This is a genomic window from Anoxybacillus pushchinoensis (genome assembly GCF_900111795.1).
GTDB lineage: Bacteria > Bacillota > Bacilli > Bacillales > Anoxybacillaceae > Anoxybacillus > Anoxybacillus pushchinoensis.
Map to the genome: position 1 here is coordinate 22,493 of NZ_FOJQ01000015.1, position 24,712 is coordinate 47,204.

The window sequence follows — 24,712 nt, forward strand, 5'->3', positions numbered from 1 at the left end:
TCTCATTCTTTTCTCTTCTCAGCTTGTAAGCAACTTTAACAATATTATAGCACTTTAAAGTGTCGAGGTAAAATAAAAATTTTCAAAAAATATTTTTTCGGAATGTTTCCATAAACTGCACCAGCGCCTCGCACGCTTCTATATCAACAGCGTTATAAATTGACGCGCGGCACCCCCCGACCGAACGATGGCCAGCTAATCCAATAAACCCGCTTTCTTTCGCCTGCGCTAAAAATGCTTTAGTGAGATGTTCTGTCGGCAACGTAAATGTGACATTCATATGCGAGCGGCTTTCTTTTTCAGCATGACCTTTGTAAAAACCGTCGCTTTCATCAATACAGCGATACAACATCGCCGCTTTTTCTTCATTTTTCTTTTCGAGCGCTTGGACGCCACCTTGTTCCTCTACCCACTCAAGTACGAGCGACAACATATAAATCGCAAACGTTGGCGGCGTATTGTACAATGAACGGCTTTCGCTGTACGTGCGATAATTCAACATAGTCGGTAAACGATCGTCCCCTTTTTGCAACAAATCTTTCCGAATGATGACGACTGTCACACCTGAAGGACCTAAATTTTTTTGCGCCCCTGCATAAATGAGCGCAAAACGGCTCACGTCAATGTCACGGCTTAAAATATCGCTCGACATATCTGCGATCAAGTCGACAGAAACGTTTGGAAATTCACGCCATTGTGTTCCTGCAATCGTGTTGTTTGACGTAATATGCAAATAAGCAGGGCGTTCGGATAATTCGATATTCGTCGGAATATATGTATATTTCTCCTTTTTCGACGAAGCTGCGACGTGCGTTGCCCCTACTTTTTCTGCCTCTTTCATCGCTTTATCCGACCATGAGTCCGTCAGTACATAGTTGCCAACTTCCCCTTCTTTTAACAAGTTCATCGGCACCATCGAAAATTGCAAACTTGCCCCTCCTTGTAAAAAGAGGACATCGTGCGTGTTTGGGATATTCATTAACTTACGCAACAACATCTCCGCACGTTCATGCACAGCATCATATTCTTTGCTTCGATGGCTTAACTCCATGACAGACATGCCCGTTTGTTGAAAGTTGAGCAATTCCTTTTGCGCTCGCTCTAACACAGCAAGCGGCAACGCGGAAGGCCCAGCATTAAAGTTGTACGTTCGCTTCACACTTTTCTCCCCCTCGTATCATGTAATAATATATATCCTAACATGAAATATAAAAAAATGAAGAAAAATTTTTGAGAATTTTTTAAAAAAGAAAAGACCTTGTTATTCCAAGGCCTTCTGTCGCTGTGCGCGCGCTTGACGAATACGTTCCATATACACTTCCCCTTCTTTCTCAAGCAACGTCTCATCTATTTTCCGTTCTTCCCTAGCCGCGCGAATCGCCATATATCCGCTCATCACAATACCGACAATAAGCAACGTTATAAGCATAAACATCCTCCTTTAAGCTTGTCTTACTTTACACATATGCAAATAAGCGAAAAAATAGACGCATAAAAGAAGGAAATAGTTGTGAAGGAGCGAATATATGCGAAAGAAAGGGGTTGGGAAGATGAACGTATACACGCTTACTGTGTTTGAAAAAACGGGTGAAAAATTGCTCGATGAAACATTTACTGCCGCAAACGATGAGGAGGCAAAGCGAATAGGGGAACAAAAGTTAAAAGAAAAACAGCTTGAACATAAAACGCATCGCTGCACAACATCGAGCGGCAAACTCATTTTATTCCATCGATAAAGCCCCGATCATCTCGGGGCTAAAATAATTGTTCCATCATGTTTAATTTTTCTTTTGTGTAGTGTTCATAATTTTCATTGTACGCCTTCGGTTCTTTCGGATTGGCAAAATGGGTAATGGCTTTTGTTTCAGGATGCACGAACTTGCTCGATGCACCGCATCCTAGTCCAATAATGGACTGCTGTTCTTCCATGATCATAATGTTATAAATGCTTTCTTGGCCTGGCAAAGCATAACCGACGTTTTCTAAATTGCCGAGAATATTTTTTTGACGATATAAATAATACGGCACATATCCTTTTTCTTTCGTCCACTGCTCTGCTCGCTTCATCATTTCACTAATTTCATCGCGATCAGCTACTTTATACTTCTCTTTATTTTTCGTCATTTCTGAAGCGCGCTTGAATGACAACGTATGCACCGTCAACGACTCCGGCATAAGCTTTTCTGTTTGCTCAAGCGTATAACAAAACTGTTCAACACCTTCACCTGGCAACCCGATAATTAAATCCATATTGATATTGTTCATGCCTGCTGCACGCGCGAGATGAAATTTTTCGATCGTCTCATCAACAGTATGGTGGCGACCTATCGCCCGCAACGTTTCTTGAATATATGATTGTGGATTAATGCTAATGCGATCGATGTTCCATTTTTTCAACACCGCAAGCTTTTCTGGCGTAATCGTATCTGGTCTTCCTGCTTCAACTGTAATTTCACGCACCCGCTCAACGTTTGGAAAAACGCGATACATATGGGCATATAACGCATCCATTTCTTCTGCAGTAATGCTTGTCGGTGTTCCGCCACCGTAATAAATTGTCGTAATCGGAATGTTGCGTTCTCGTAAAAATCGCCCGATTTGTTCCATTTCATAATGCAATCCAATTAAAAATGCATCGACTGATCCTTGCTTTCCTTGAATGGCATATGCTGGAAACGTACAATATGCACATTTCGTCGGACAAAACGGAATGCCGATATAAATGCTCACTTCTTTTGACAAGTCATAAAGATCAGGGACGACCGTCAACTGACGGTCAACAATTTGTTGCATAAGCTGAATTTTTTCATCCGTCACTAAATAATCTTCGCGCAGTTGACGGTGCGCTTCCTCTTTTGTTACGCCAGACCGCAATGTTTGGTGCAGCAACTTTACCGGACGAACGCCCGTTAAAATGCCCCATTGCTGCACAAAACCTGTATACTGCTGCAGTAATGTTAAATATATATACGAAACCGCATGCTTCACTTGCTTCATGCGTCCTTTTTCTTCTGTCGTCTTCCACGCTCGCTCATAACGAGCGGAGCACGTACGATCATGTTCATCATGCAACGTTCCTGTAACGACAAGTTGCTCCTCACGTCGTACGACAATCGTCACGCGCACGTTAGCTTCTTCCGTCGGCATAAATGAAACTGTTCGCTCTTCAAAAAATAAACCGGTAATGACTTCAAGTGAACGTTGAAAACGTTCAACCGGATCGAGTCCACAAATGTCAATACGCAATGAAATCACCTTTCGCTTCAAAGTATTAGGCTCATTTAAGTGTACAGAAGAAGCGAAAAGCTCGTCAAGAAACGGAAATTATTTTTTCTCTATCGTGCGAATTTGCCGTAAAAATCGCTGACGATGTTGTTTACGAAAATGTTCTTTAATCATATATGCAACACCAAGTTGTTCATTTGAACGTGTCACCCAATCCGCCACAGCTTTCACCTCGTTCGGCGCATTCCCCATCGCGACGCCAAGTCCAGCCGCTTCGATAGCTGGCATATCATCAATTTGATCCCCGATGACGACCATTTCTTTCAATGAAATACCGAGTTCGTTTCCGAGGCGAATGAGTCCGTTTTGTTTTGATACACCTTTTTGGAACAGTTCAATTTTCCCTTCACTTATCGTGACCGCAAGCTCTGGAAACGCCTGTTCGATCGTTTCGACAATGTCATCACGTTCCTCTTCATCTGAATAAAACACGTCAATTTTCATCACATCAATTGGATCGTCTCGCAACACATCACTTAACGAATCAACAAATTGAGCTGGATAAAAAAACGGATCTCCTAAAATCGTTTTCGCAATCATATTGTTCTTTATTTTTTTTCGATTTCCGATCGAATACCGCTCATGAAGTAAGCGCACGTTGCAGTTAAAATGTTCAAGCACATGCACAATATCAAACGTTTTTTGTGCTGGAATGACTGACTCATGCAGCTTTTCGTCTAGTGACTTTGCGATGAGCGCACCTTGAAACGTCACTAAATACGAATCTAATTTGAGCGCTTTCGCTACTTTTTTAGCGGACAAAAAGTTCCTTGATGTCATCAATGTAATATATACATCTTTTTTCTTTACAAATTCGATTGCTTCTTTCGTTTTCTTCTCTAGCTTTCCATTTGTTTTTAATAACGTGCCGTCAATGTTTAACGCAAGTAATTTATACATGATCGTCCCCCCCTTGATGTCGTTGTCCTCATTCATACGTATGACAAGGGTATAAAAAAAAGAACACTCATTTTTCATGAGTGCCCATCATACAGCTGTTCAATCGGCTGAATCATCGCAGCCGTCGCCTGTGCAAACAACTCGTTTAACCGCTCTTCTGCACGAATTAAACGCGCGATATTTTCGTTCATTTCAATGACGTGCAAATGTTGCTGTAACATCTCTACATCCGTATCGCTTACAGGTAATCCATTCATTTGCTTTTGTTGCAGCTGTTTTTGTAGCGTGCGAAATTTCGTAAATAATTGGTGCGCAGTCGGATCGCGCTGCACTTGCTCATATGCGCGACGAAGTTCCATAAATGGTTCGCTCGTACGGATGGCTGTCGAAAGTTCATGAATAGCTTGAAGGACGTTCATGCGACACGCTCCTCTCCTTTTCCCTTTCTTTTTACGATATGAGCGAAGCGGTCGCCGTATGTCTACAATTGAACGAAAAACGCAACACATCCTTGGACGAGCCCGATGATTCCTCCTAACAAAGCACCTAAATACGTAATCATTTTAAACTCGCGGCGCGAAATCGTTAAAATCATCTCTTCTAACCGTTCAACAGAGAACGAAGCTACTTCTTCTCGCACAATTTCTTGCAAGTGCAACCGCTTCATCCATTGTTCCAATCGCTCAGATGCAAACTGTAAAAAGAAGCGTACAAACTGCGGCAAAGAAGAGCGTACATACGGGGCAACAAGCGGACCGAGCGGCTGTTGCAACGGCTCTTGCACAATCGCCGACGTCAATCGCTTCAACCATCCGACAACAGTTTCACGACCGACAAACTGTTCAACGTCACGGACGTGCATCGCTTTTACTTTTCCCCATTCGTTTGTAAATAATTGCACAAGCAATTGTTTTGCCCCATCACTTTGCAAAAACTTCACGACTTCTGGGCGAATTTTATCCGCTAAACTAACGTTGCCAAGAAACATTTGAATCATATTGCCAAACATACCACGGCTTTGTAAAAATTCATGAATCATATGCTCCATCTGCCGTTCCCCTTGTTCGCTCTCTACATATGCGCGCAAGCGGAACAATAAACGATCGACAATGGCTGGAATGGCGTCATCTATTTTTTGCAATAACTCGCTCGGAATCGCTGCATGGAGCGGAAGTTCGCCACGTTGCGTCATCATCATGTTACATTTTGTTTCGATCCACGTTTCAACCATTTGTTGCGGATGCTTTATACCCATCCGCTCTAACCAAAACGCAACCGTTTCGTCGGATTGAAGCCATTTTTCTACTTCTTCTTGCACGTAGTTCGTCATATCGCGAATAAACGTTTCATCGTTTAACTTTCGACGCAAGCCGTCCGCTGTTAATAAATGCTCAACAACCATGCGTCCGAGCTGTTCCGCTAACTCTTCACGCCGCTTCGGAATAAGTCCAGGGGTAAACGGGAGTCTTTTTCCTGCGATATAAATGGGACGATACGGACGGAAAAGCATTTTAATCGCAAGCGAATTCGTCATTCCCCCGATGAACGCTCCGACAACCATCATAAAAACTAAATAAAGAAAAAGCCCCATAACGATCTCCCTTCTACTAATGAACTGCTCTAACCATTCATTATAGGGCTTGTCCGTTATGAGTGCAAATGCGCGATAACTGCTTGTGTAATCGTTTCAAACATTTGCATAATAAGACGCGAAACACTTCCCGCTCCGTCGCATGTTCTGAAGCAAGCCATGCCTCTTTATATATATTCATTTTCTCAAATTGTTCGCGCCATCCATTTTCCGTTTCTTTCGTTGTTGTGTTCCATTCCTTTCCTAAATGAAGCAAATATAAATAACGAACGAGCGCTTCTTCTTCCTCGTCTAAATGATAGTTCATTAACGCATGTAAATAATGGACAACCATACTGTTCACCTCTCGTCATGAATATATGAACAAAGGAAATGAATCATGTATACTTTTTTTTCGGTCATACAAAATAACGAATAAGGGGGTATGCATAATGAAAGAACGCAACAATTATGAATGGGATGTCGATCGCATGATTAACGAAGGCATGGCGGGAGGTTACGTATATTCGTGCCATCACGCAACAAACATTGAAGAAGCGCGTGATGTTCAAACAGAACAACCACCACATGAAGTAAAATGAAGCGGCGAGCATTTTCTCGCCGCTTTTTGTATAATGGTCGTGATAGGATCGGAAAGGACTGGGATACATGTTAGAAAAATTACGGGCATATTACCAAGACGCACTTATTGAACGCGAGCAAGTGGACGAGCGGGATCAATATGAATGGTTTTCGACGGAACGCGGCGAAGTTTTTGGCATAAAAAAAGAAGCGCTTACTCCAAAAGAACGGACGTTGTTAGCAACGTTATTTACAAGATATGAAACGATCCCTTCTTGGTTGAGCGAGCGACAACAAAGGTGGTATCGCTTTTTAATACAGCATGATACGACAGCATTCGAACATGTGCCTTCTTCTACACATACACGCTTCATTTATTTTTACATTCAAAAAGGAACTGTTGATCCACATGACTTTATGGAAGCGATTCAATCGCTTTTTCCATATGATGTGACGATGTTATCGGAAACAGAACAACAATTTATCGTCATCGATCAACAAGAAGAGAGCATTGCCTCCACTCTTTATGAACTGATCGATACGCTATGTAGCGATTTCTACATTCAATTGCGGGCCTATATTGGACAAAAGTGCCCACATGGCGTTGAACTTACACACATATTTACCGCGGAAAAGCGATATTTTCACATCGGTATGAAACATAAACCCGAGCAGCGCGTTTACTCCATTGAAGACATCTTCCCTCTTTTGCTTATTAACGATGAAGAGATGACGTACGCCATGACGTTTTTACAAACAGTAAAACAAGATGACGATATGATTAAAACGATGAAGACGTTTTTCGAATGCAATTTAAACGTTTCGCTAGCAGCAAAAAAGCTTCATATGCACCGCAATAGCTTGCAATATCGCATTGATAAACTTATCGAAAAAACAGGCATTGATATAAAACAATTTAAAGGGGCGCTCACCGTTTATTTGGCTATTTTACTTCATGAACAACACTAGGCATATTGCCCGAAAACGTTTTCTTTTTTTTGTGCATCGTGTCCATTTACGACTCTCCCCCTTTCATATATGCTTAAATCAAATGAAATCGATTGCATAAGGAGGCGTACGTATGGCTGAGCTTCGTTTAGAACATGTGTACAAAATTTATGACAACAACGTTACTGCTGTAAAAGACTTTAACTTACACATCCAAGATAAGGAATTTATCGTTTTCGTCGGTCCGTCAGGTTGCGGAAAATCAACGACGCTTCGAATGATCGCAGGTCTTGAGGAAATTTCAAAAGGCGATTTTTACATCGATGGCAAACGGATGAACGACGTTGCGCCAAAAGATCGCGATATCGCAATGGTGTTCCAAAACTACGCTCTTTATCCACATATGAGCGTATACGATAACATGGCGTTCGGATTGAAATTGCGCAAGTTTCCAAAAGAGGAAATCGACCGTCGTGTTCGTGAAGCGGCACGCATTCTCGGCCTTGAGCAATATTTAGATCGCAAACCGAAAGCGTTATCCGGTGGTCAACGTCAACGTGTAGCATTAGGACGTGCAATTGTGCGCGATGCGAAAGTGTTTTTAATGGACGAGCCACTTTCAAACTTAGACGCAAAATTGCGTGTACAAATGCGCGCAGAAATCGCGAAACTTCATCAACGTTTAGGAACAACGACAATTTACGTTACGCATGACCAAACGGAAGCAATGACGATGGCAACTCGCCTTGTCGTGATGAAAGACGGAGTAATCCAACAAGTCGGTTCACCAAAAGAAGTGTACGAAAAACCAGAGAATATTTTCGTCGGTGGATTTATCGGCTCACCAGCAATGAACTTTTTGCGCGGCGTGCTTCAAGACGGCGTATTCGTCATTGGCGATGTGAAAATTGCTGTGCCAGAAGGAAAAATGAAAGTGCTTCGCGAGCAAGGTTACGTCGGTAAAGAAGTCATTTTAGGTATTCGTCCAGAGGACTTCCACGATGAACCAGTCTTTCTTGAGGCATCGCAAAATACAAAAGTACGTGCCCTTGTCGAAGTGGCAGAATTGCTCGGTGCAGAAATTATGGTATATTCACAAATTAGCGGCCAAGAGTTTGTCGCACGCGTCGATGCGCGCACAGACGTAAAAGCAGGTCAAACGATCGATCTTGCATTAGATATGAACAAAGCTCACTTTTTCGATGTCGATACAGAATTGCGCATCCGTTCCAATAGTGAGAAATAAATGGGAAGCCCGTTCATTTGAGCGGGCTTTTACTCTTGGATGAAACGGACAACATCGTCGCCGCAACGTTCGCAATGAAACAAATGAACACACATATGCTGCTTTCGCGTATGCGCGTATCCATCAACCATTTTCATCACATCTGCATCCATATACGGACTATAATCATCGAAATAATCCGTTAATTTCCCTTCGTCTTTTAATTTTTCCCCACATTGGTCACAATAAAAAACGATTGTCCGCAAGCCATTACATAACGGACAAATGTTCATTTTCATCCCTCGCTTCGCTATTTTCCATTATCTTTCCCACTTCACAAAAAATTACCACATAAAAAAAAGAATAATAACATGTTTTTTCCCCAAAATAGTAGTACAAGCAAGCAAACAACATTCGATGGGTTAAGCCAAGCTTGGCAGCGTGAAAAACATCACGCGTTGCTGGTGCAAATCCAGCTAACCCAACCATAAAAAAACTTTTCACGAGGAGATGATTGAACATGGCTAACACAAACCAATTATTAGTATACGGTGCACAACAAGCAATTGATCAAATGAAATACGAAATCGCTCAAGAATTTGGTGTAAACCTTGGACCAGATGCAACATCACGCGCAAACGGTTCAGTTGGTGGCGAAATTACAAAACGTCTTGTTGCAATGGCGCAACAACAATTAGGCGGATCTTACACAACTAAATAACATGGCTGAAAAACCCCCAAGCATTTCGCTTGGGGGTTTTACTGAATTCGTTGCAAAAACTGGCGCGTCCGTTCATGCTTCGGGTTTGTAAATAGTTGTTCCGGGTGGCCGCGTTCAATCATCATTCCTTCATCAAAAAAAATCACTTCATCAGCCACTTCACGAGCAAAGCGCATTTCATGGGTCACAACGACCATCGTCATCCCTTCATTCGCTAAATCTTTCATCACTTTCAACAACTAACATCACAACTCTCCTCATTCCGATTATCGCACGACGTATCGGCTTAACCGTTGTTCGATTTTCCCTTGAATGGTTGTCAATAAAAAAGGAGCAAATTGCTCCCTTTTTACACGTTTTCCACAATCGGCTCGCGAATGCGAACGAGCACTTTTCGGATGCGGCGATTTTCAACTTGACGGACAGTGACAGTTAATGACTCATGCTCAAACGATTCGCCAACAGCCGGAATGCGCTCAAACATTTCAAACACCCAGCCACCTAGCGTATGAGAGGAGCTTTCTAGCTCTTCGATACCTAAAATGTCACAAAACTCATCAAGCGGCAATTCCGCATTAAATTCGTATTCGTAATCATTAATTTTTTGGAACGTTTTTACCGCTTCATCGTGTTCGTCCCATATTTCCCCAACAATTTGTTCTAAAATATCTTCTAGCGTAATTAATCCCGACGTTCCGCCAAACTCGTCGATGACGATTGCCATATGCACTTTACTTTTTTGTAATTCAGGTAACAATGTCGATATGCGCATCGACTCGACGACGAATAGCGGTGTGCGCAACAATTCACGAACATTTACTTCTTTCCCTTGCACAAGTTGACTAAAAAAGTCGCTTTCCGATAAAATACCGATGACGTTATCAATATCCCCTTCGTATACCGGGACGCGCGAATATCGTTCACGTAAAAAAATGTCGCGAATTTCTTCGATTGGCTGATTCACTTCCACCGCAACCATATCAATGCGCGGAGTGAAAATCTCACCAACTAAAATATCGTTAAAATCAAGTGAACGATGAACGAGCTCTTTTTCTTTATTGTCAATAACCCCTTCTTCTTCACTTAAATCGACCATTACTTTTAGCTCTTCTTCAGTGACCAAAGGCGTATCTGCCCGATGACCAAACAGTTTCGAGACGAATTGTTTTAACATGACAAGCAATGCCGTAACAGGAGTAAATAGTTGAATGAGCATATACAGCACACCGGAAATCATAAGCGAAAACGACTCGGCATTTTCTTTCGCTAACGACTTTGGCAACACTTCACCAAAAATTAAAACTAAAATGGTCATGCCGACTGTGCTAATGACGAGACCTGTATTGCCACCAAACAAGTCTGTCGCCACTTTCGCAGAAATAGATGCCGCAGCAATATTCACAATATTATTTCCGACTAAAATGGTCGAAAGAGCACGGTCGAAGTTTTCGGCAATATACAGCGCTTTTTTACTTCCCCGCCGCTTCTCATCGACATAATTTTTTAAACGAATTTTATTGACGCTCGAAAACGCTGTTTCTGAAGCTGAAAAAAAAGCGGATAAAAAAATTAAAAAGATGAGTAAAAAAATTAAACTCAGAGGCAAATCTCCCAACGAACATTCACACTCCTATCGGATGATTTTATAAAAATATATATTCATCATACCAAATTTACATGAAAAAGAAAACGACCACACATATGTGCAGTCGTTCGTCACGATTCGATTAACGTCGTCCCGATAAAAAAAGTTAACAGTAGCACGTACGTAATGTTTAATGTAATTGAAAGTTCTTCCATCTTATTCGCCCCTCCAGCAACATATTCCCCATTTCTATTTTAACAATGAGAGGAACGAATATGTTTGTCAATGGTGTGAACATTTTTACTCATAAAGCGCCCAATGGTTCGTCGGACCGTGTCCACTGCCGATGTGTAGCGCTTGTTCGACAGCAGCTTGAATAAATCGTTTTGCGATATCAATCGCCTCATATATCGTTTTTCCTTTCGCCAGTTGCGCGGTGATGGCGGCAGCAAACGTACAACCTGTGCCGTGCGTATGTTTCGTTTCAATCCGTTCGCTTTTCCATTCGTAAAATCGTTCACCGTCATACAACAAGTCAACTAGTTCGCTTCCTTCGGCGTGTCCACCTTTCATGACAACGTACCGAACGCCCAGATGATGAAGCTTTTTTGCTGCCTCTTTTCGATCCTCGAACGTTTCAATTCGCATATTCGTTAACACTTCCGCTTCTGGAATGTTTGGCGTTAACACATAAGCAAGCGGCAACATGTGACGTTTGAACGCTTCAATCGCTTCTTGCTTTAACAACGGGGCACCACCTTTTGCAACCATGACCGGATCGACGACGATGCGCGTCCATCTGTATTGAGCCGTTTTTTGAGCGACTAGCTCAATAATTTCATGGCTGAATAACATTCCCGTTTTTACCGCATCAGGCGACAAATCAACCGCAACGGAATCGATTTGCTTTTCGATCGCCTCAAGCGGGAGCGGATATACCGCTTGCACACCGAGCGTATTTTGTGCCGTTACTGCTGTAATGGCTGACATGCCAAACACACGGAACTGGTGAAACGTTTTTAAATCCGCTTGAATGCCAGCCCCTCCACCGCTATCTGAACCAGCAATCGTCAACGCTTTATATACCATATCCCTCACCCCAAATATTGATAATATAACCTTTTTGCTTCTTGGATGTCATTTGTACCATGAATAAATACGCGCCCATCAAAAAAAACGACAAAACGATGCCAATCAACTGTAAACGAAAATAAATAGTCATTTCGCTCCACTTGAATGCCTTGTTGTTGTAAAAAAGAAATGAGCGTTGTCCATTCCCACCCATCTCTCTGGGCAGGACGAATTTGTACAGTATCACGTCCGCACAATACAGCAAATTTCGTTTCGTTTTCATATTGAAGCGCTGGATACGTTCGCTTATCGCCGCATGACGGGCAACCGTCTTTTTTTATACGTTTGACGTCAATCATGCGGTATTGTCCACGCCATATATCAAACGAGACGAGTTTTCGATTGATGCGCTCATCATTCACTAAAATTTTCAATGCTTCTGCCGTTTGATGGGCGACAACCATATGAACGACAGGACTAATGATGCCGGCTGTATCGCACGTCGCAACACCGAGCGGCACTTCTTCAAGAAGACATCGTAAGCACGGCGTTTCATGCGGGATAATGACGTAGCTTAATCCATAACTACCTACACACGCCCCATAAATCCATGGCACAGCATACTTTTGCGAAACATCGTTAATGATCATCCGCACGTCGAAATTATCGGTGCTATCGATGATGACATGAGGGCGATCGCGTGCAACAAGATACTCAAGCAACCGCGCATCTGCATCCGCCACGATCGGCTCGATAACAACGTCGCTATTTATCGCGCGCAAATGCGTAGCGGCCGCCATCGCTTTTGGCAGGCGTTTGATTGCATCTTCTTCCGTATATAGCTGCTGACGCTGTAAATTGCTCCACTCGACATAGTCGCGATCGACAATCGTTATTTTTCCAACTCCAGCTCTCACAAGCGTTTCAGCATTTGCTGCTCCAAGCGCGCCTGCCCCAACGACGAGCACACGTTTTTCACGAATACGTTGCTGACCTGTTGCACCAATTGGAGCAAACCGTTGTTGCCGCGAGTAACGATCCATTAGACGATGCTCATCCCTTCGAGCGGGCTACTTGCTGTCGCATATCGCCTTTTCGGAATTCTTCCAGCTTCATAGCCGAGTCTCCCTGCCTCAATCGCAAGTTTCATCGCTTTCGCCATTTTTACTGGGTCTTTCGCACAAGCAACAGCTGTATTTAACAACACTCCGTCAGCCCCAAGTTCCATTGCCAACGCTGCATCCGCTGGTCCACCAATGCCTGCATCAATAATGACAGGCACAGTTGCTTGTTCAATAATAAATTGAATGTGTAACGGATTGATAATGCCTTGACCCGATCCGATCGGTGACGCCCCCGGCATAATAGCATGGCAACCGAGCTGTTGCAGTCGTTTCGCCAACACGACGTCATCTGACGTGTAAGGTAAAACGATAAATCCTTCCTCTAACAGCATTTCTGTCGCTTTTAACGTCTCTACTGGATCAGGAAGCAACGTTCGGTCGCATCCGATCACTTCAACTTTCACCATATCACAAAGCCCTGATGCTTTCGCTAATCGGGCGATGCGCACCGCTTCCTCTGCTGTTTTTGCCCCCGCTGTGTTCGGCAGTAACTTATATTTCGTCACATCGATTTTTTCTAAAAAATTTGGTTGATTCGGTTCAAAAATGTTCATTCGGCGCACCGCAAACGTTAAAATTTCTGCCCCCGATGCCTCCACAGCTTCTTTTTGAATGTCGATGTTCGGATACTTCCCTGTACCGAGCAACAGACGAGATTGAAATGTGTACGGACCAATTTGTAACATATTATCCTCCCCCTACAAAATGAACAATTTCAATGCGATCGCCGTCCGCAATCGCTCTTTGCTCATAATTATCTTTTGGAACGATATCCATATTGATTTCGACAATCGCAATCTTTTCATGAATATGAAAATGGCGTAACAGTTGAGCAACGGTACGCACATGATGAGGTAATTCAATCGTCTCACCATTAATGATGCAACGCATGCTTTCCCTCCTTTCTTGTAAGCGAAAACGGAGTCATATCAAATGGAACTTCTTTTCCTTCTACCATATCGCTGACGCATCGACCGGTGATGGCACTTAGTAAAATGCCATTTCGATAATGCCCCGTCACAACGAATACGTTTGCATATTGTGGATGCTCTCCGATATATGGCATACCGTCTTTCGTTTGAGGACGAATGCCTGCCCAAGCTCCCTCAAACGTAGCGAAAGCAAGTTCAGGAACGATTCGCATCGCACGCGCTAACAATTCATGCACGCTGCACGCTTGCACTGTTTTATGAAACGAATGAACAAGCGCACTAGCCCCGATCACCAAGCGATTGTTTGCTTTCGGCACAATGTAACAACCGTTTTTTGCAAATACAGTCGCTCGTAAAAGACGTTTTTCTGTCGTGACAGCGATACACTCTCCTTTAACGGGATACATATGTAACGATAATTGGAGCTTTTCGGCGAAAAAAGGTGTCCATGCCCCGCACGCGATGACGATTTGTTTTGCATATATCGTCCCGCGCGTCGTTTTTACTCCGACTATGCGCTCATCATCGAAAACAAAATCATATGCTTCTGTATACGGCAAAAATCGCGCTCCTTTAGCTATAGCGGCATGAGCAAACGCCAATGAAAGCTGCCGCGCATCAACTTGCTGATCGATTGTATACATCGCCCCATAGTCAGTTTGTACATACGGCTCCATTTGAGCAACTTCTTCTGCTGTCAACCAACGGACATGTTGTGGTTGTATACGCCTCCAAAATTCATAATGTTCCATTAATTTTCTATCCTCTTCATTTGTTGTAGCGATTTTTAGCATCCCTACATCGTTCCAGCCGATATTGATGTTCGTTAATTCAACCAATTCAGCGATGATGCTCGGAAATAACGATTGGCTAGCAAGAGCAAGCGGAATAAGAGGATGATCGGTCGAAAACTCCGAATGAGCACCGAGCATCCCTGCCGCTGCCGATGATGCTTCTTGCGCTAGCTCACCGCGCTCAACAACTGTGACAGATGCCCCACGTTTTGCTAGCTCAAAAGCAACGCTACTGCCAATAATGCCTCCCCCGATAATTAAAACGTCCATGTGCTCTCCCCCATTTGTTTTCGATATAATCGCACCATTTCCAACGGGTCATCGCCATAAAATATAGTGGACATCACCGCGATTCCTTTTGCACCTGCCATAAACACATCGCGAACGTGCGCCGGTTGAATGCCGCCGATCGCGATTACAGGAATGTGTACGCGACACGTCAACTGCTGCAACACTGTAACCCCTCGCGGTTTCACTCCTTCTTTACAACTCGTTTCGTAAATATGCCCAAAAATCACATAGTCCGCCCCTTCATTTTCCGCTTGTTTCGCTTCTTCAAACGTATGAACGGAACGGCCGACACGCAAAAAAGGAAAACGTTCCTTTACTCGTTTTGGCGATAAGCTATGATGTGCAAGCTGAACCCCGCCCACGCCGTAGACGACCGCAACGTCTACGCGATCGTTGATGACGATTTTTTCCGCAGGCACACCTGCTTGAAGCAGTTTTTCTACAATGATCCCAATCTCTTTTGCCGAACGATGCTTTTCACGAATATGAATGAAATGAGCATAGGTGTGAACGAGCGATGAAATGTGAACGAGCGCATCTATTGACTGCTTTCCAGTTGAAATGAGATGAAGTTCTCCCATATTACCGCACATCCTTCACCGCAACGTATGGGAACACATCCGCCATATAATACCCAACAGCAACAATCATACATATGACAACAAATAAATAAACATCATATTTTCCGAGCTTTACTTCATAATAAAATGTTCGCTTTCGGTCATTTGTAAATCCTTTCGTCTCCATGGCAACTGCAATGCGCTGAGCGCGCCGAATGCTTTGCGATAAAAGCGGGATAGCATATCGCTTCACAAGTTCAAGTTTGCCGCGAAATCCGCTCGCTTTGGCGGCTCGTCGTACTTTCAACGCCTGATGTACCGTTTGAAATTCTTCGATCATGATCGGCAGTAAGCGAATAGCCGCTAAAAAGCTATATGCGTATTTTGGCTGCAACTTCACTTGTTGCATAAGCGAATAAAATAAAAGCACTGGCTTTGTCGTGAGCGCAAACATCAATCCGAAAATCGCAAATAAAAGGGCGCGAAACCCGAGATGTACACCGCGATAAAAACTTTCTTCTGTAATGTGAATAAGCCCCCAGCGAAACCACGTCGTTTCTCCCTTGCCAAACAAAATCATCGACGACGATGTAGACACGAAAATAAAAAGAAACGGGAGAAGAAATAAAAAGATATGTTTCATTCGATAGCCGCTAAACAATATAAACAGCACCGTAAACCCAACCGCCCAGTTCATAAGCACGTTCGGGTTATGAACAAAAACGATGACGACAAACATCGGCAAAAATAAAAGCAGTTTCGCTGTCGGATTCGTTTGATGCAACCACGTTTCTTTATGTTCCATACTCCATCTCATCATATTCCACCTCGCACAACGATCCGCGGCGCAATCTTTTCTCAGCGACAAGCTTTCCGTTTTCAATGACCCATCGTCTCGTGGCGAATTGTGACACGATGCGCTCATCGTGTGTTACCATCACGATCGCTTTTCCTTGTTGCCGATACGCTTCGAGCCATTCAAGCAGCGCAAACGTATTTTTCGCATCTTGCCCGAACGTCGGTTCATCAAGCAACAATAAGCGATGGCTCTCTGCCACCGATGCAGCAACGCTTAGCCGCCTTTTTTGCCCCATCGACAATTGATATGGATGTAAATGTCTCTGGTCAGCTAAATGAAAGCGAGCAAGCAACTGCTCTACTTTTTCTGCAATCTCGTTTTCCTTGCGCTTCTCGAGCCGCAAGCCGTATGCCAACTCATCATCGACACGATGTGTGACAAATTGAAATTCTGGATTTTGAAATACAAAAGCCATGTTGTCGTATAACGACTCCTCATCTATGATCTGATGGCCTTGCCAATACAAATCGCCTTCTGTTCGAATTAATTTCATCAAGCTTTGCAGCAACGTACTTTTTCCGGCCCCGTTTTCCCCTGTAACCGCAATCCATTCTCCTGCATAAATCGTCAAATGGTTGACTGCGATTTTCTCTTCTTTTTGTCGAAAGCCACGGAGCGATGGCACATGTAAAAGAACGTCTCCCTCTGCATACGGTTGTTGCGCAGTTTTTGGCTTTTCATACGCCTCCCACACCCCTGGGTACCAAATGCCTTGTTCATCGATAAACGAGCGATACGTTGAAAACACGACGTGCGTCGGACCATCAGCGATAATATCGCCATGTTCGTTAAATAAAACGATGCGCTCAACAAAGTCGAGAATGTGATCAATTTTATGCTCGACGATAACAACAGTTCGATCTTCTGCCACTTCTTTTAACGTTTCCCATACCGCTTTCGTTCCTCCTTCATCAAGAAGCGCTGTCGGTTCATCTAAAAATAGCACATCAGGCTCAAGCGCCAAAACCGATGCAAGCGCCAATCGCTGTTTCATGCCCCCCGATAGCGTTTGAATCGGTACGTGAACGTGCGGCAGACGAAGGCGAACAAGTTGAAGAACGTGAGCGATTTTTTCATCCATGTGGGCGCGAGGTACACCGAGATTTTCAAGCACAAACGCTATTTCTTCGTCGACGTATGGCATGCAAAACTGAGAATCTGGATCTTGAAACACATAGCCTGCACGCTTTGGAACATGAAGCTCTTTCGCTTTCATCGGCACATCGACAGAGCGTGGGATAATCCCTGCCATTACTTGTAGTAGCGTCGATTTTCCACACCCTGACGGACCTAAAAACAACACTTTCTCTCCTTTTTCAATCGAAAGCGATAAATCTGTAAATAATCGCTTTTTTGCTCCAGGAAACTTTAATCGGAGTTGCTCAATGTGAACGGCTTTTATCAATGATGTCACCTTCTATTGATCCAACGAATCGTAATCTTCTTTTGATGTCGGGCGCAACAATTGTGTCACACCTGTTTTTTCAAGTGCTTTCACAAGGGAATAAGCAAACAATCCCGAAATCACGATCGCCCCAACAAAGCGTGCACTGATGAGTAACGTTAAGTTCCACCACGCTAATTGATCGATGTAACCTTTGTAAAAATCAAGCACGAGCGAAGCGACCGTCGAACCGATTGCCGCAAGCGACACAACTGCAACATCAAAACGTTTATAGCGGAAAGCAGCAAACACAAGCTCAGCAAACAATCCTTGTAAAAGACCGTAAAGCAGTACTTCTAACCCCCACTCAGAACCAACTAAAAACTCCCCAGATGCAGCGGCGACCTCAGCAAGCAATGCCACCCCCGGCTTACGAATGAGTAAATATGCGACTGTAGCGGCGATAAACCACATGCCGTAAATAAGCTGATCAATATGAAGCCCGAGCGGCTTTACCGCATAGTAAAGCGGCCCCCACACTTTATACACAATACCAAATACAATTGCTATAACAACGGTCGTTAATACATCTGTCAATTTAAGCCCTTTCGTTTGCATGAACACTCCCCTTTCCAATTGGCCAATATTCTAATTTGTACGCCATCTCCCAAAATAAATACTCGTATTGACTGCTGATCCAAAAGTGTTGCTTCATTCGCTCACGTTCTTTCTCGCTCGCTGTTTTTGCGATGTCGTTTAACCGTGCAATTTGTTGCTCGACAAGCTGTTTAAACCAGTCGGAGCCGTACGCTTCAATCCATTTCGCATAAATCGGCTGCTTCGGTTTGCAATGCTTCAATCTCTCCCCGATTTCGTAATACAACCAATAGCACGGCAAAATGGCTGCCAATACATCGCCAAAACGTCCTGCAAATGCTGCTCGATACATGTGCGACGTGTAAGCATAAGCGGTTGGTGACGGAACAAACGACGCCTTTTCTTCCTCGGTAACATGAAGCTCTTTCATAAACATCTCATGCAAACGAAGTTCAGCTTCATATGTGTTTTGCGCATGATTGGCCATGCTCGCTGTCGTTTGTAAATCGTCGGCCATCGCCCCGCCAAGCGCTTGCACTTTTGCAAAGTGCGTCAAATAATATGAATCTTGTAATACATAATAACGAAAACAACGTAAATCAAGTGTTCCTTCCCCTAACTCCTTCACAAACGGATGATGAAAGCTCGCCTCCCAAATCGGATCGACAGCTTTGCGCAATTGCTCTGAAAACAACATGTCCTCTCCCCCTTATGAAAAATAAAAAACCACTTTCTTTGCGTAAAGAAAGTGGTTAATAAACGATGGAATTTGATATAAAGACACACTTCGCACCGTTTCCACTTCCCTACGCTGGTATGATCCAGATCAGGTTCTAAGGGTCTCAAAGGCACACTTTGATCTCAGCCTATCTAAAGGCCCCCCTAGTGGAATACATTTGTGTTATTGACTTTGTCACTAATATTAGCATATTTCACTCAATTGTCAAATATTTTTTATCCATCATTTGCGCACATCATTTTCTTCCTGTATGCTAAAGTAGCGAATATATAGTCAGGAGTGGGAAACATGGCAAATGTTTTTTTAAAACGAAAGCGAAAAAAGCGGCTCGAACTTGGACATCCATGGGTGTTTCAAAGTGAAGTCGATTATATTGAAGGGGATTTTGAACCGGGTGATTTCGTCAACGTATATAACCATCAACGTCATTTTCTAGCGAAAGGATATATCAATCCGAAATCACAAATGATCGTGCGCGTGTTGACGCAAAATCCAAATGATGAATTAAATGCGCAATTTTTTATGAACCGTATTCGACAAGCATGGGCGTATCGCGAACGCATGATTCCTGGCGTCCGTTCATGCCGCGCCATTTATGGTGAAGCAGATTTTTTACCTGGATTGATCGTTGATAAGTACGAGGATGTGCTTGTCGTACAAATTTTATCGCTCGGCATGGAAAAACGAAAAGAATGGATTTTACAAGCTCTTCTTGACGTTTTTCACCCGAAAGCTATTTATTTGCGCAACGACGTACACGTGCGTGAATTAGAAGGACTAAAACAAGAAAAAGGATTTTGGTATGGCACGTGCGATACGAACGTACAAATTGAGGAAAATGGCGTCAAATATATTGTTGATATTGAAAATGGACAAAAAACAGGATTTTTCTTCGATCAACGCCAAAATCGTGCTGCGATTCAACCGCTTATTACAAGCGAATCGACCGTGCTCGATTGCTTTACACATACAGGTTCATTTATGTTAAATGCTTGCTTATATGGAGCAAAACATGTTACTGCTGTCGATATTTCAGAGCATGCCATTGAAACAGCAAAACGAAACGCCGCGCTAAACGGATTTACAAATGTACAGTTTGTCGTCGCAAACGCGTTTGATTATTTACGCGAATGTGTGCAAGAGGGGAAAAAATGGGACGTTGTCATCATTGACCCGCCGGCGTTTGCAAAATCTGCTCATGCGGTGCCGAAAGCGCTCGCCGGTTATAAAGACATTAACTTAAACGGCTTAAAACTTGTGAAAGACGGCGGCTTTTTCGTCACAGCAAGTTGTTCGTATCATGTGCATCCCGACATGTTTCAAGCTATGGTTGCCGAAGCGGCATTTGACGCAAAGAAAGTTTTACGTCAAATTCATTGGAGCGGCGCAGGATACGACCATCCAAAACTGCTTGCCGCCGACGAAGGCGACTATTTAAAATTTGCCATTTACGAAGTGCATTCACGCAAATAAAACAGGTTGGGGCATCCTAACCTGTTTTCAGACTGTTGAAAAACGATTTTGTCAAGGGCAAAATCGTTTTTCAATTGTATATTTTAGGTAGATAACATGGGTGAGAGGCTGAATATTTGTGAATTTCTCTTCTTTGAATTAGGAAATTTCGGGAATTCGGCAAGCTAAAGAAAAGAAAAAGTCCACGTCTTTCGTGAACTTTTTCTTGACGTCCCACTTTTTCAACACTTTGAAATCCCCTTTTCCATATCGGAAAAGGGGATTTTCATTATTTCACCAAATATACACGCGCTTCATACGGACGCAATGCAAAGCGTGTCGCATGTTTATGCGGTTTTACATCGTAGTTTGCTAACACCAATTGCTCGCTATTTAATTTCAATGAATCGTAACGATACATTGTTTTTCGGTCTGTTAAGTTCACGATGACGATCGCTTTTTCATCACCTAACGTGCGCGTATACGCATAAATTGCTTTATGGTTTTCTAATATTAAATCGTATGTTCCGTAAACAAATACGTCATGCTGTTTTCTTAGTTGAATCATGCGTTTGTAAAAGTTTAACACAGAGTTCGGGTCGTGCAACTGTTTTTTGACATTAATTTGTTTATAATTTTCATTCACACCAATCCAAGGTGTTCCTGTTGTAAATCCGGCGTTTTCATCATCAGACCATTGCATCGGTGTACGTGAATTATCGCGGCCGTTTTTCCAAATCCATTGCATCACTTCTTCATGTGAACGCCCTTTGGCTCGCTCAATGCGATAATAGTTTTTTATCGCGACATCATCATACTCATCAATCGTTTCAAAACGAACATTCGTCATACCGATTTCTTGACCTTGATAAATAAACGGTGTTCCTTGCATAAGAAAATACAATGCCCCTAACGCTTTTGCACTTTCTACAAGATATGTTTCATCATTTCCCCACGTCGACACCGAGCGCGGCTGATCGTGATTTTCGAGGAACAACGCGTTCCAGCCAATGCCTTCTAATCCTTTTTGCCATTTCGTTAATACACGTTTTAATTTCCGAACATCGACGCCGCCATCTGTTCCTTTTTGCCAAAGTCCTAAATGCTCAAACTGAAAAATCATATTAAAAATGCCGTTTTCTTCACCGACCCAATCTTCGGCTTCTTCCACTGTAACACCATTCGCTTCCCCGACCGTCATAATGTCATAACGCGCAAACGTTTGCGCTTTGAGCTCACGAAGATACTCCATAATCCCTTCTTGATTCATATGCCCATCAAATGACGGGACATAGTCAAGCCCTTTTGGGTTCGGTAAGTCGGGAAGCCCTTCTTTTTTCTTAATGTGCGAAATCGCATCAACACGGAAGCCGTCAATGCCTTTATCAAGCCACCAGTTAATCATATCATATAGCGCACGCCGAACATCTTCGTTTTCCCAGTTTAAATCTGGCTGTTTTGTCGCAAATACGTGCAAATAATATTGATCTGTTGCTTCATCGTATTCCCACGCTGAGCCGCCAAAAATGCTTTCCCAGTTGTTCGGCTCCTTTCCGTTTTTCCCGTCGCGCCAAATGTACCAGTCGCGTTTTGGGTTGTCGCGTGACGAACGCGATTCAATAAACCACGGATGTTCATCGCTCGTATGGTTAATGACGAGATCTAAAATAACTTTCATGCCTCGCTTATGAATTTCTTCAAGCAGTTGATCGAAATCTTCCATCGTGCCAAACTGCTCCATAATATCTTGATAATCGCTAATATCGTAGCCGTTGTCAGCATTCGGCGATTTATAAATAGGGCAAATCCATATGACATCGATTCCAAGGTCTTTTAAATAATCAAGCTTCTGAATGATTCCTTGTAAGTCTCCGATCCCGTCTCCGTTCGAGTCCATGAAGCTTCTCGGATATATTTGATATGCAACCGCTTCTTTCCACCAAACTCTTTTCACGTAAAAACCTCCTCAATCCATTCAAACTAAATCCCTTTCAATAATCTCTACTCTTTCATGTTAATACACAAACGCTCTCGTTAAAAGAGGAAGTTGCACTTTTTTCACAAAAAATTTCGTTTTATGTGTGTAAACGGTTTAACTGCGAACAAAAATAAGCAACGATTCATCATCGTTGCCTATTTTATACTTATATTTTATTCCATTTCATTCACTTTATTCGTTCGATTGGAAATCGTAATGCGACCGATAAACATCGCAAAAATAAAACCAATGCCAACAAAAATTAACCCGTATAAAAACACATCACTTAACGCATCAACAAGCGTTTGTTTTAATACAGGCACAAACATTTGTTGCATTTGTTCAGGAATTTTTTTTAACGTATCTGGATTTAAAATGACGGAATATACGCTTTGCGGGTTCGATTCAACAAGTTGCTTAAATGAATCTGTCATCGCTTGCGCTTGCGCTGGCAATTGTTCTAACAACGGAAGAAACTTCGCTTCTAATAAATCTTTCGAACGATGATTCATAATCGCCCCTAACAACGTCGCCCCAAACGTTCCACCAATTTGTCGGAAAAATTGGCTTGATGACGTCACAATGCCAAGCTGCGATTTCGGAAACACTTCTTGCAATGCAAGGGTAATGACCGGATTGACAAATCCTAATCCGAAACCGAGCGTCGCCATAAAGGACATCGCCGTCCATTTATTCGTATGAACATCCATTGTTGACAGCAAGAAAAAGCCAAGCGCCACAAGCACCATCCCAACAATCACTTGCGGACGAACACCTATTTTTTGTACAAGTCGTCCACCGATCATACTTGCGATAATAAGCGCAAACATCATCGGAAACATCATCGTTCCTGATTCTGATGGGCTCATGCCAATGATGCCTTGCATAAAGAGCGGCACAAACATAATCGCTCCAAACATGCCGACAGACATAAAAAACCCGACGCTATTAAGCACAACAAACGTTTTATTTTTTAATAAATGAATCGGCATAATCGGCTCTTCTGCTTTTCGCTCTACAAATACAAATAAACTAAAGAAAACGACCGAGCTAGCTAGTAAAGAAATAATTTGCCACGATAGCCAATCGTATTTATCGCCACCGAACGTTAAGGCAAGCAACAACGAAACAACGGCTACAACCATCGTAAACATGCCTGCCAAATCAAGCTTTACTCGCTCAGCGACACGATGATTATGCAAACCGAGCGAAATGAGAACAATGGCTAATATACCAACAGGAAGATTAATGTAAAATACCCAACGCCAATTTAACGAATCGACAATCCATCCACCCACTTGTGGCCCAAGAATAGATGCTAATCCAAATACGCCACCAAACACACCTTGCCATTTTGCACGCTCTGCTCCTGTAAACAAATCGCCGATAACGATCATTGCCATCGGCATCATAATACCGCCGCCAATACCTTGAATAGCGCGGAAAATGATAAGTTGGGTCATCGTATTTGCCATGCCGCATAGCGCTGAACCGATAATAAAAATCACTAATCCAGCAATATAAATCGACTTGCGTCCAAATAAGTCAGCGAGCTTCCCGGCAATCGGCACAATCGTTGTCGATGTGAGCATATAAGCGGTTGTCAACCATGCCATCATGCTCAATCCACCGAGTTCCCCAACGATGCGTGGCAACGCCGTCCCGACGATCGTCCCATCAAGTGCTCCAAACAACATCGCAACGAGTAATCCTGTAATTAAAATGCCCCGCTTTTGTTGTATATCGGCCATGTTTGCTTGTATCGCGGCCTGTTCTTTCATCAGTTTTAGGCGAGGAGACCCCGACTTCTAAGCGAGAGCGAAAGTCGGGGAGGAATCGCCCTTCCTCCTTTCAATTAGTAATGTACTAGCATACTCAACTCTTTTTAGCTTTTTCCAGCTTGCTGAAGCATGCACTTTTGTGCCATCTAACAGCCGAAGGTCAAAATAACCGCTGCTTCTTCTGCCAAATATAAAACATTCTTTCCCTTCGTACACCACCTTGTCAAACAGTTGAAACCCTTTGACAAATCGTGGAGCTTTGTTTGATTTTCGTTTTCCACCTTTCAAGATGGTTGCCTTATGCAATTGACGGTTGTTTTTGCGAACGAATTTT

General features: G+C 43.1%; 27 protein-coding genes, 2 pseudogenes and 1 riboswitch. Of the genes and pseudogenes, 6 read left to right on the plus strand and 23 right to left on the minus strand.

Features of this window, described 5'->3' with window-relative positions; all coding sequences use genetic code 11:
• Positions 1-82: 82 nt before the first annotated feature.
• Together serC and BM213_RS06090 are read right to left on the minus strand one after the other, a co-directional pair.
• Positions 83-1,159, minus strand: a complete 1,077-nt coding sequence (gene serC / locus BM213_RS06085; RefSeq protein WP_091701992.1) for a 3-phosphoserine/phosphohydroxythreonine transaminase — start codon at positions 1,157-1,159, stop codon at positions 83-85.
• A 102-nt stretch (positions 1,160-1,261) separates the two neighbouring features.
• Positions 1,262-1,429: a sporulation YhaL family protein gene (locus BM213_RS06090; protein ID WP_003395637.1), complete on the minus strand. Its 168-nt coding sequence runs from the start codon at positions 1,427-1,429 to the stop codon at positions 1,262-1,264.
• A gap of 121 nt (positions 1,430-1,550) precedes the next feature.
• On the opposite strand from BM213_RS06090, the gene BM213_RS06095 reads away from it, so the two are divergent.
• Entirely contained in the window at positions 1,551-1,736 is a 186-nt protein-coding gene (locus tag BM213_RS06095) for a YhzD family protein (RefSeq protein ID WP_003395639.1), read from the plus strand.
• A 19-nt stretch (positions 1,737-1,755) separates the two neighbouring features.
• Here the strand turns inward: BM213_RS06095 and BM213_RS06100 are convergent, their stop codons facing one another.
• The 5 genes from BM213_RS06100 to BM213_RS06120 form a co-directional block, all read right to left on the minus strand.
• Complete coding sequence (locus tag BM213_RS06100; protein ID WP_091702052.1) at positions 1,756-3,255, minus strand: coproporphyrinogen III oxidase; 1,500 nt, start codon at positions 3,253-3,255, stop codon at positions 1,756-1,758.
• Between the two features lie 69 nt (positions 3,256-3,324).
• Complete coding sequence (locus tag BM213_RS06105; protein WP_091701995.1) at positions 3,325-4,185, minus strand: Cof-type HAD-IIB family hydrolase; 861 nt, start codon at positions 4,183-4,185, stop codon at positions 3,325-3,327.
• A gap of 74 nt (positions 4,186-4,259) precedes the next feature.
• On the minus strand, positions 4,260-4,604 hold the full coding sequence (locus BM213_RS06110; protein WP_091701998.1) for a YlbF/YmcA family competence regulator: 345 nt from the start codon (positions 4,602-4,604) through the stop codon (positions 4,260-4,262).
• A gap of 62 nt (positions 4,605-4,666) precedes the next feature.
• Positions 4,667-5,776 carry a DUF445 domain-containing protein gene (locus BM213_RS06115; protein ID WP_091702002.1) on the minus strand — a complete coding sequence of 370 codons (1,110 nt, stop codon included), beginning with the start codon at positions 5,774-5,776 and terminating at the stop codon, positions 4,667-4,669.
• 40 nt (positions 5,777-5,816) lie between these two features.
• The gene (locus BM213_RS06120) at positions 5,817-6,110 is read right to left on the minus strand and encodes a hypothetical protein (protein WP_208601873.1); all 294 of its coding nucleotides are present in this window, start codon (positions 6,108-6,110) and stop codon (positions 5,817-5,819) included.
• 97 nt (positions 6,111-6,207) lie between these two features.
• Here BM213_RS06120 and BM213_RS14650 point away from each other — a divergent pair, with 97 nt between their 5' ends.
• From BM213_RS14650 to BM213_RS06130, 3 genes are all read left to right on the plus strand, one after another.
• Positions 6,208-6,357, plus strand: a complete 150-nt coding sequence (locus BM213_RS14650; protein WP_167357379.1) for a hypothetical protein — start codon at positions 6,208-6,210, stop codon at positions 6,355-6,357.
• Between the two features lie 67 nt (positions 6,358-6,424).
• Positions 6,425-7,306 carry a PucR family transcriptional regulator gene (locus BM213_RS06125; protein ID WP_091702007.1) on the plus strand — a complete coding sequence of 294 codons (882 nt, stop codon included), beginning with the start codon at positions 6,425-6,427 and terminating at the stop codon, positions 7,304-7,306.
• A 112-nt stretch (positions 7,307-7,418) separates the two neighbouring features.
• Positions 7,419-8,531: an ABC transporter ATP-binding protein gene (locus BM213_RS06130; RefSeq protein WP_091702010.1), complete on the plus strand. Its 1,113-nt coding sequence runs from the start codon at positions 7,419-7,421 to the stop codon at positions 8,529-8,531.
• 29 nt (positions 8,532-8,560) lie between these two features.
• Here BM213_RS06130 and BM213_RS06135 read toward each other — a convergent pair whose 3' ends face one another.
• Positions 8,561-8,803: a hypothetical protein gene (locus BM213_RS06135; protein WP_091702014.1), complete on the minus strand. Its 243-nt coding sequence runs from the start codon at positions 8,801-8,803 to the stop codon at positions 8,561-8,563.
• 227 nt (positions 8,804-9,030) lie between these two features.
• Here BM213_RS06135 and BM213_RS06145 point away from each other — a divergent pair, with 227 nt between their 5' ends.
• Positions 9,031-9,231, plus strand: coding sequence for an alpha/beta-type small acid-soluble spore protein (locus BM213_RS06145; RefSeq protein WP_003395655.1), 201 nt, complete (start codon positions 9,031-9,033; stop codon positions 9,229-9,231).
• A 38-nt stretch (positions 9,232-9,269) separates the two neighbouring features.
• On the opposite strand, the pseudogene BM213_RS06150 reads toward BM213_RS06145, so the two are convergent.
• From BM213_RS06150 to tenA, 12 genes and pseudogenes are all read right to left on the minus strand, one after another.
• Positions 9,270-9,470 (minus strand): annotated as a pseudogene (locus BM213_RS06150) (ectoine/hydroxyectoine ABC transporter ATP-binding protein EhuA); the annotation flags it as partial.
• A gap of 110 nt (positions 9,471-9,580) precedes the next feature.
• The gene (locus BM213_RS06155; protein ID WP_091702020.1) at positions 9,581-10,846 is read right to left on the minus strand and encodes a hemolysin family protein; all 1,266 of its coding nucleotides are present in this window, start codon (positions 10,844-10,846) and stop codon (positions 9,581-9,583) included.
• A 270-nt stretch (positions 10,847-11,116) separates the two neighbouring features.
• On the minus strand, positions 11,117-11,905 hold the full coding sequence (gene thiD / locus BM213_RS06160) for a bifunctional hydroxymethylpyrimidine kinase/phosphomethylpyrimidine kinase (RefSeq protein ID WP_091702024.1): 789 nt from the start codon (positions 11,903-11,905) through the stop codon (positions 11,117-11,119).
• Positions 11,906-11,910: 5 nt separating this feature from the next.
• Positions 11,911-12,930, minus strand: a complete 1,020-nt coding sequence (locus BM213_RS06165; RefSeq protein ID WP_091702027.1) for a MoeB/ThiF family adenylyltransferase — start codon at positions 12,928-12,930, stop codon at positions 11,911-11,913.
• Positions 12,930-13,697 (minus strand): thiazole synthase, encoded by a 768-nt coding sequence (locus BM213_RS06170; RefSeq protein ID WP_003395663.1) that lies wholly within the window; start codon positions 13,695-13,697, stop codon positions 12,930-12,932. Before BM213_RS06170 ends, BM213_RS06165 begins: the two co-directional genes overlap by 1 nt.
• A gap of 1 nt (position 13,698) precedes the next feature.
• Positions 13,699-13,902: a sulfur carrier protein ThiS gene (gene thiS / locus BM213_RS06175; protein WP_003395664.1), complete on the minus strand. Its 204-nt coding sequence runs from the start codon at positions 13,900-13,902 to the stop codon at positions 13,699-13,701.
• Positions 13,886-15,007, minus strand: a complete 1,122-nt coding sequence (thiO, locus tag BM213_RS06180) for a glycine oxidase ThiO (RefSeq protein ID WP_091702029.1) — start codon at positions 15,005-15,007, stop codon at positions 13,886-13,888. The genes thiS and thiO overlap by 17 nt, the downstream gene beginning before the upstream one ends.
• The gene (tenI, locus tag BM213_RS06185) at positions 14,995-15,609 is read right to left on the minus strand and encodes a thiazole tautomerase TenI (RefSeq protein ID WP_091702032.1); all 615 of its coding nucleotides are present in this window, start codon (positions 15,607-15,609) and stop codon (positions 14,995-14,997) included. The genes thiO and tenI overlap by 13 nt, the downstream gene beginning before the upstream one ends.
• A gap of 1 nt (position 15,610) precedes the next feature.
• A complete protein-coding gene (locus BM213_RS06190; protein ID WP_091702035.1) occupies positions 15,611-16,405 on the minus strand; it encodes an energy-coupling factor transporter transmembrane component T family protein in 795 nt (264 codons plus the stop codon).
• Positions 16,383-17,852, minus strand: a complete 1,470-nt coding sequence (locus tag BM213_RS06195; protein WP_425265917.1) for an ABC transporter ATP-binding protein — start codon at positions 17,850-17,852, stop codon at positions 16,383-16,385. The genes BM213_RS06190 and BM213_RS06195 overlap by 23 nt, the downstream gene beginning before the upstream one ends.
• Before the next feature lie 12 nt (positions 17,853-17,864).
• On the minus strand, positions 17,865-18,449 hold the full coding sequence (locus BM213_RS06200; RefSeq protein WP_425265918.1) for an ECF transporter S component: 585 nt from the start codon (positions 18,447-18,449) through the stop codon (positions 17,865-17,867).
• On the minus strand, positions 18,430-19,125 hold the full coding sequence (gene tenA / locus BM213_RS06205) for a thiaminase II (RefSeq protein ID WP_091702041.1): 696 nt from the start codon (positions 19,123-19,125) through the stop codon (positions 18,430-18,432). The genes BM213_RS06200 and tenA overlap by 20 nt, the downstream gene beginning before the upstream one ends.
• Before the next feature lie 89 nt (positions 19,126-19,214).
• A riboswitch (TPP riboswitch) is annotated at positions 19,215-19,322 on the minus strand.
• Positions 19,323-19,455: 133 nt separating this feature from the next.
• On the opposite strand from tenA, the gene BM213_RS06210 reads away from it, so the two are divergent.
• Complete coding sequence (locus BM213_RS06210; RefSeq protein ID WP_091702044.1) at positions 19,456-20,640, plus strand: class I SAM-dependent rRNA methyltransferase; 1,185 nt, start codon at positions 19,456-19,458, stop codon at positions 20,638-20,640.
• A gap of 268 nt (positions 20,641-20,908) precedes the next feature.
• Here BM213_RS06210 and BM213_RS06215 read toward each other — a convergent pair whose 3' ends face one another.
• The 3 genes and pseudogenes from BM213_RS06215 to BM213_RS06225 form a co-directional block, all read right to left on the minus strand.
• Positions 20,909-22,573 carry a glycoside hydrolase family 13 protein gene (locus tag BM213_RS06215; protein ID WP_091702046.1) on the minus strand — a complete coding sequence of 555 codons (1,665 nt, stop codon included), beginning with the start codon at positions 22,571-22,573 and terminating at the stop codon, positions 20,909-20,911.
• Positions 22,574-22,770: 197 nt separating this feature from the next.
• A complete protein-coding gene (locus BM213_RS06220; RefSeq protein ID WP_091702049.1) occupies positions 22,771-24,378 on the minus strand; it encodes an MDR family MFS transporter in 1,608 nt (535 codons plus the stop codon).
• A gap of 27 nt (positions 24,379-24,405) precedes the next feature.
• Positions 24,406-24,712: pseudogene (locus tag BM213_RS06225) on the minus strand (RNA-guided endonuclease IscB); the annotation flags it as partial.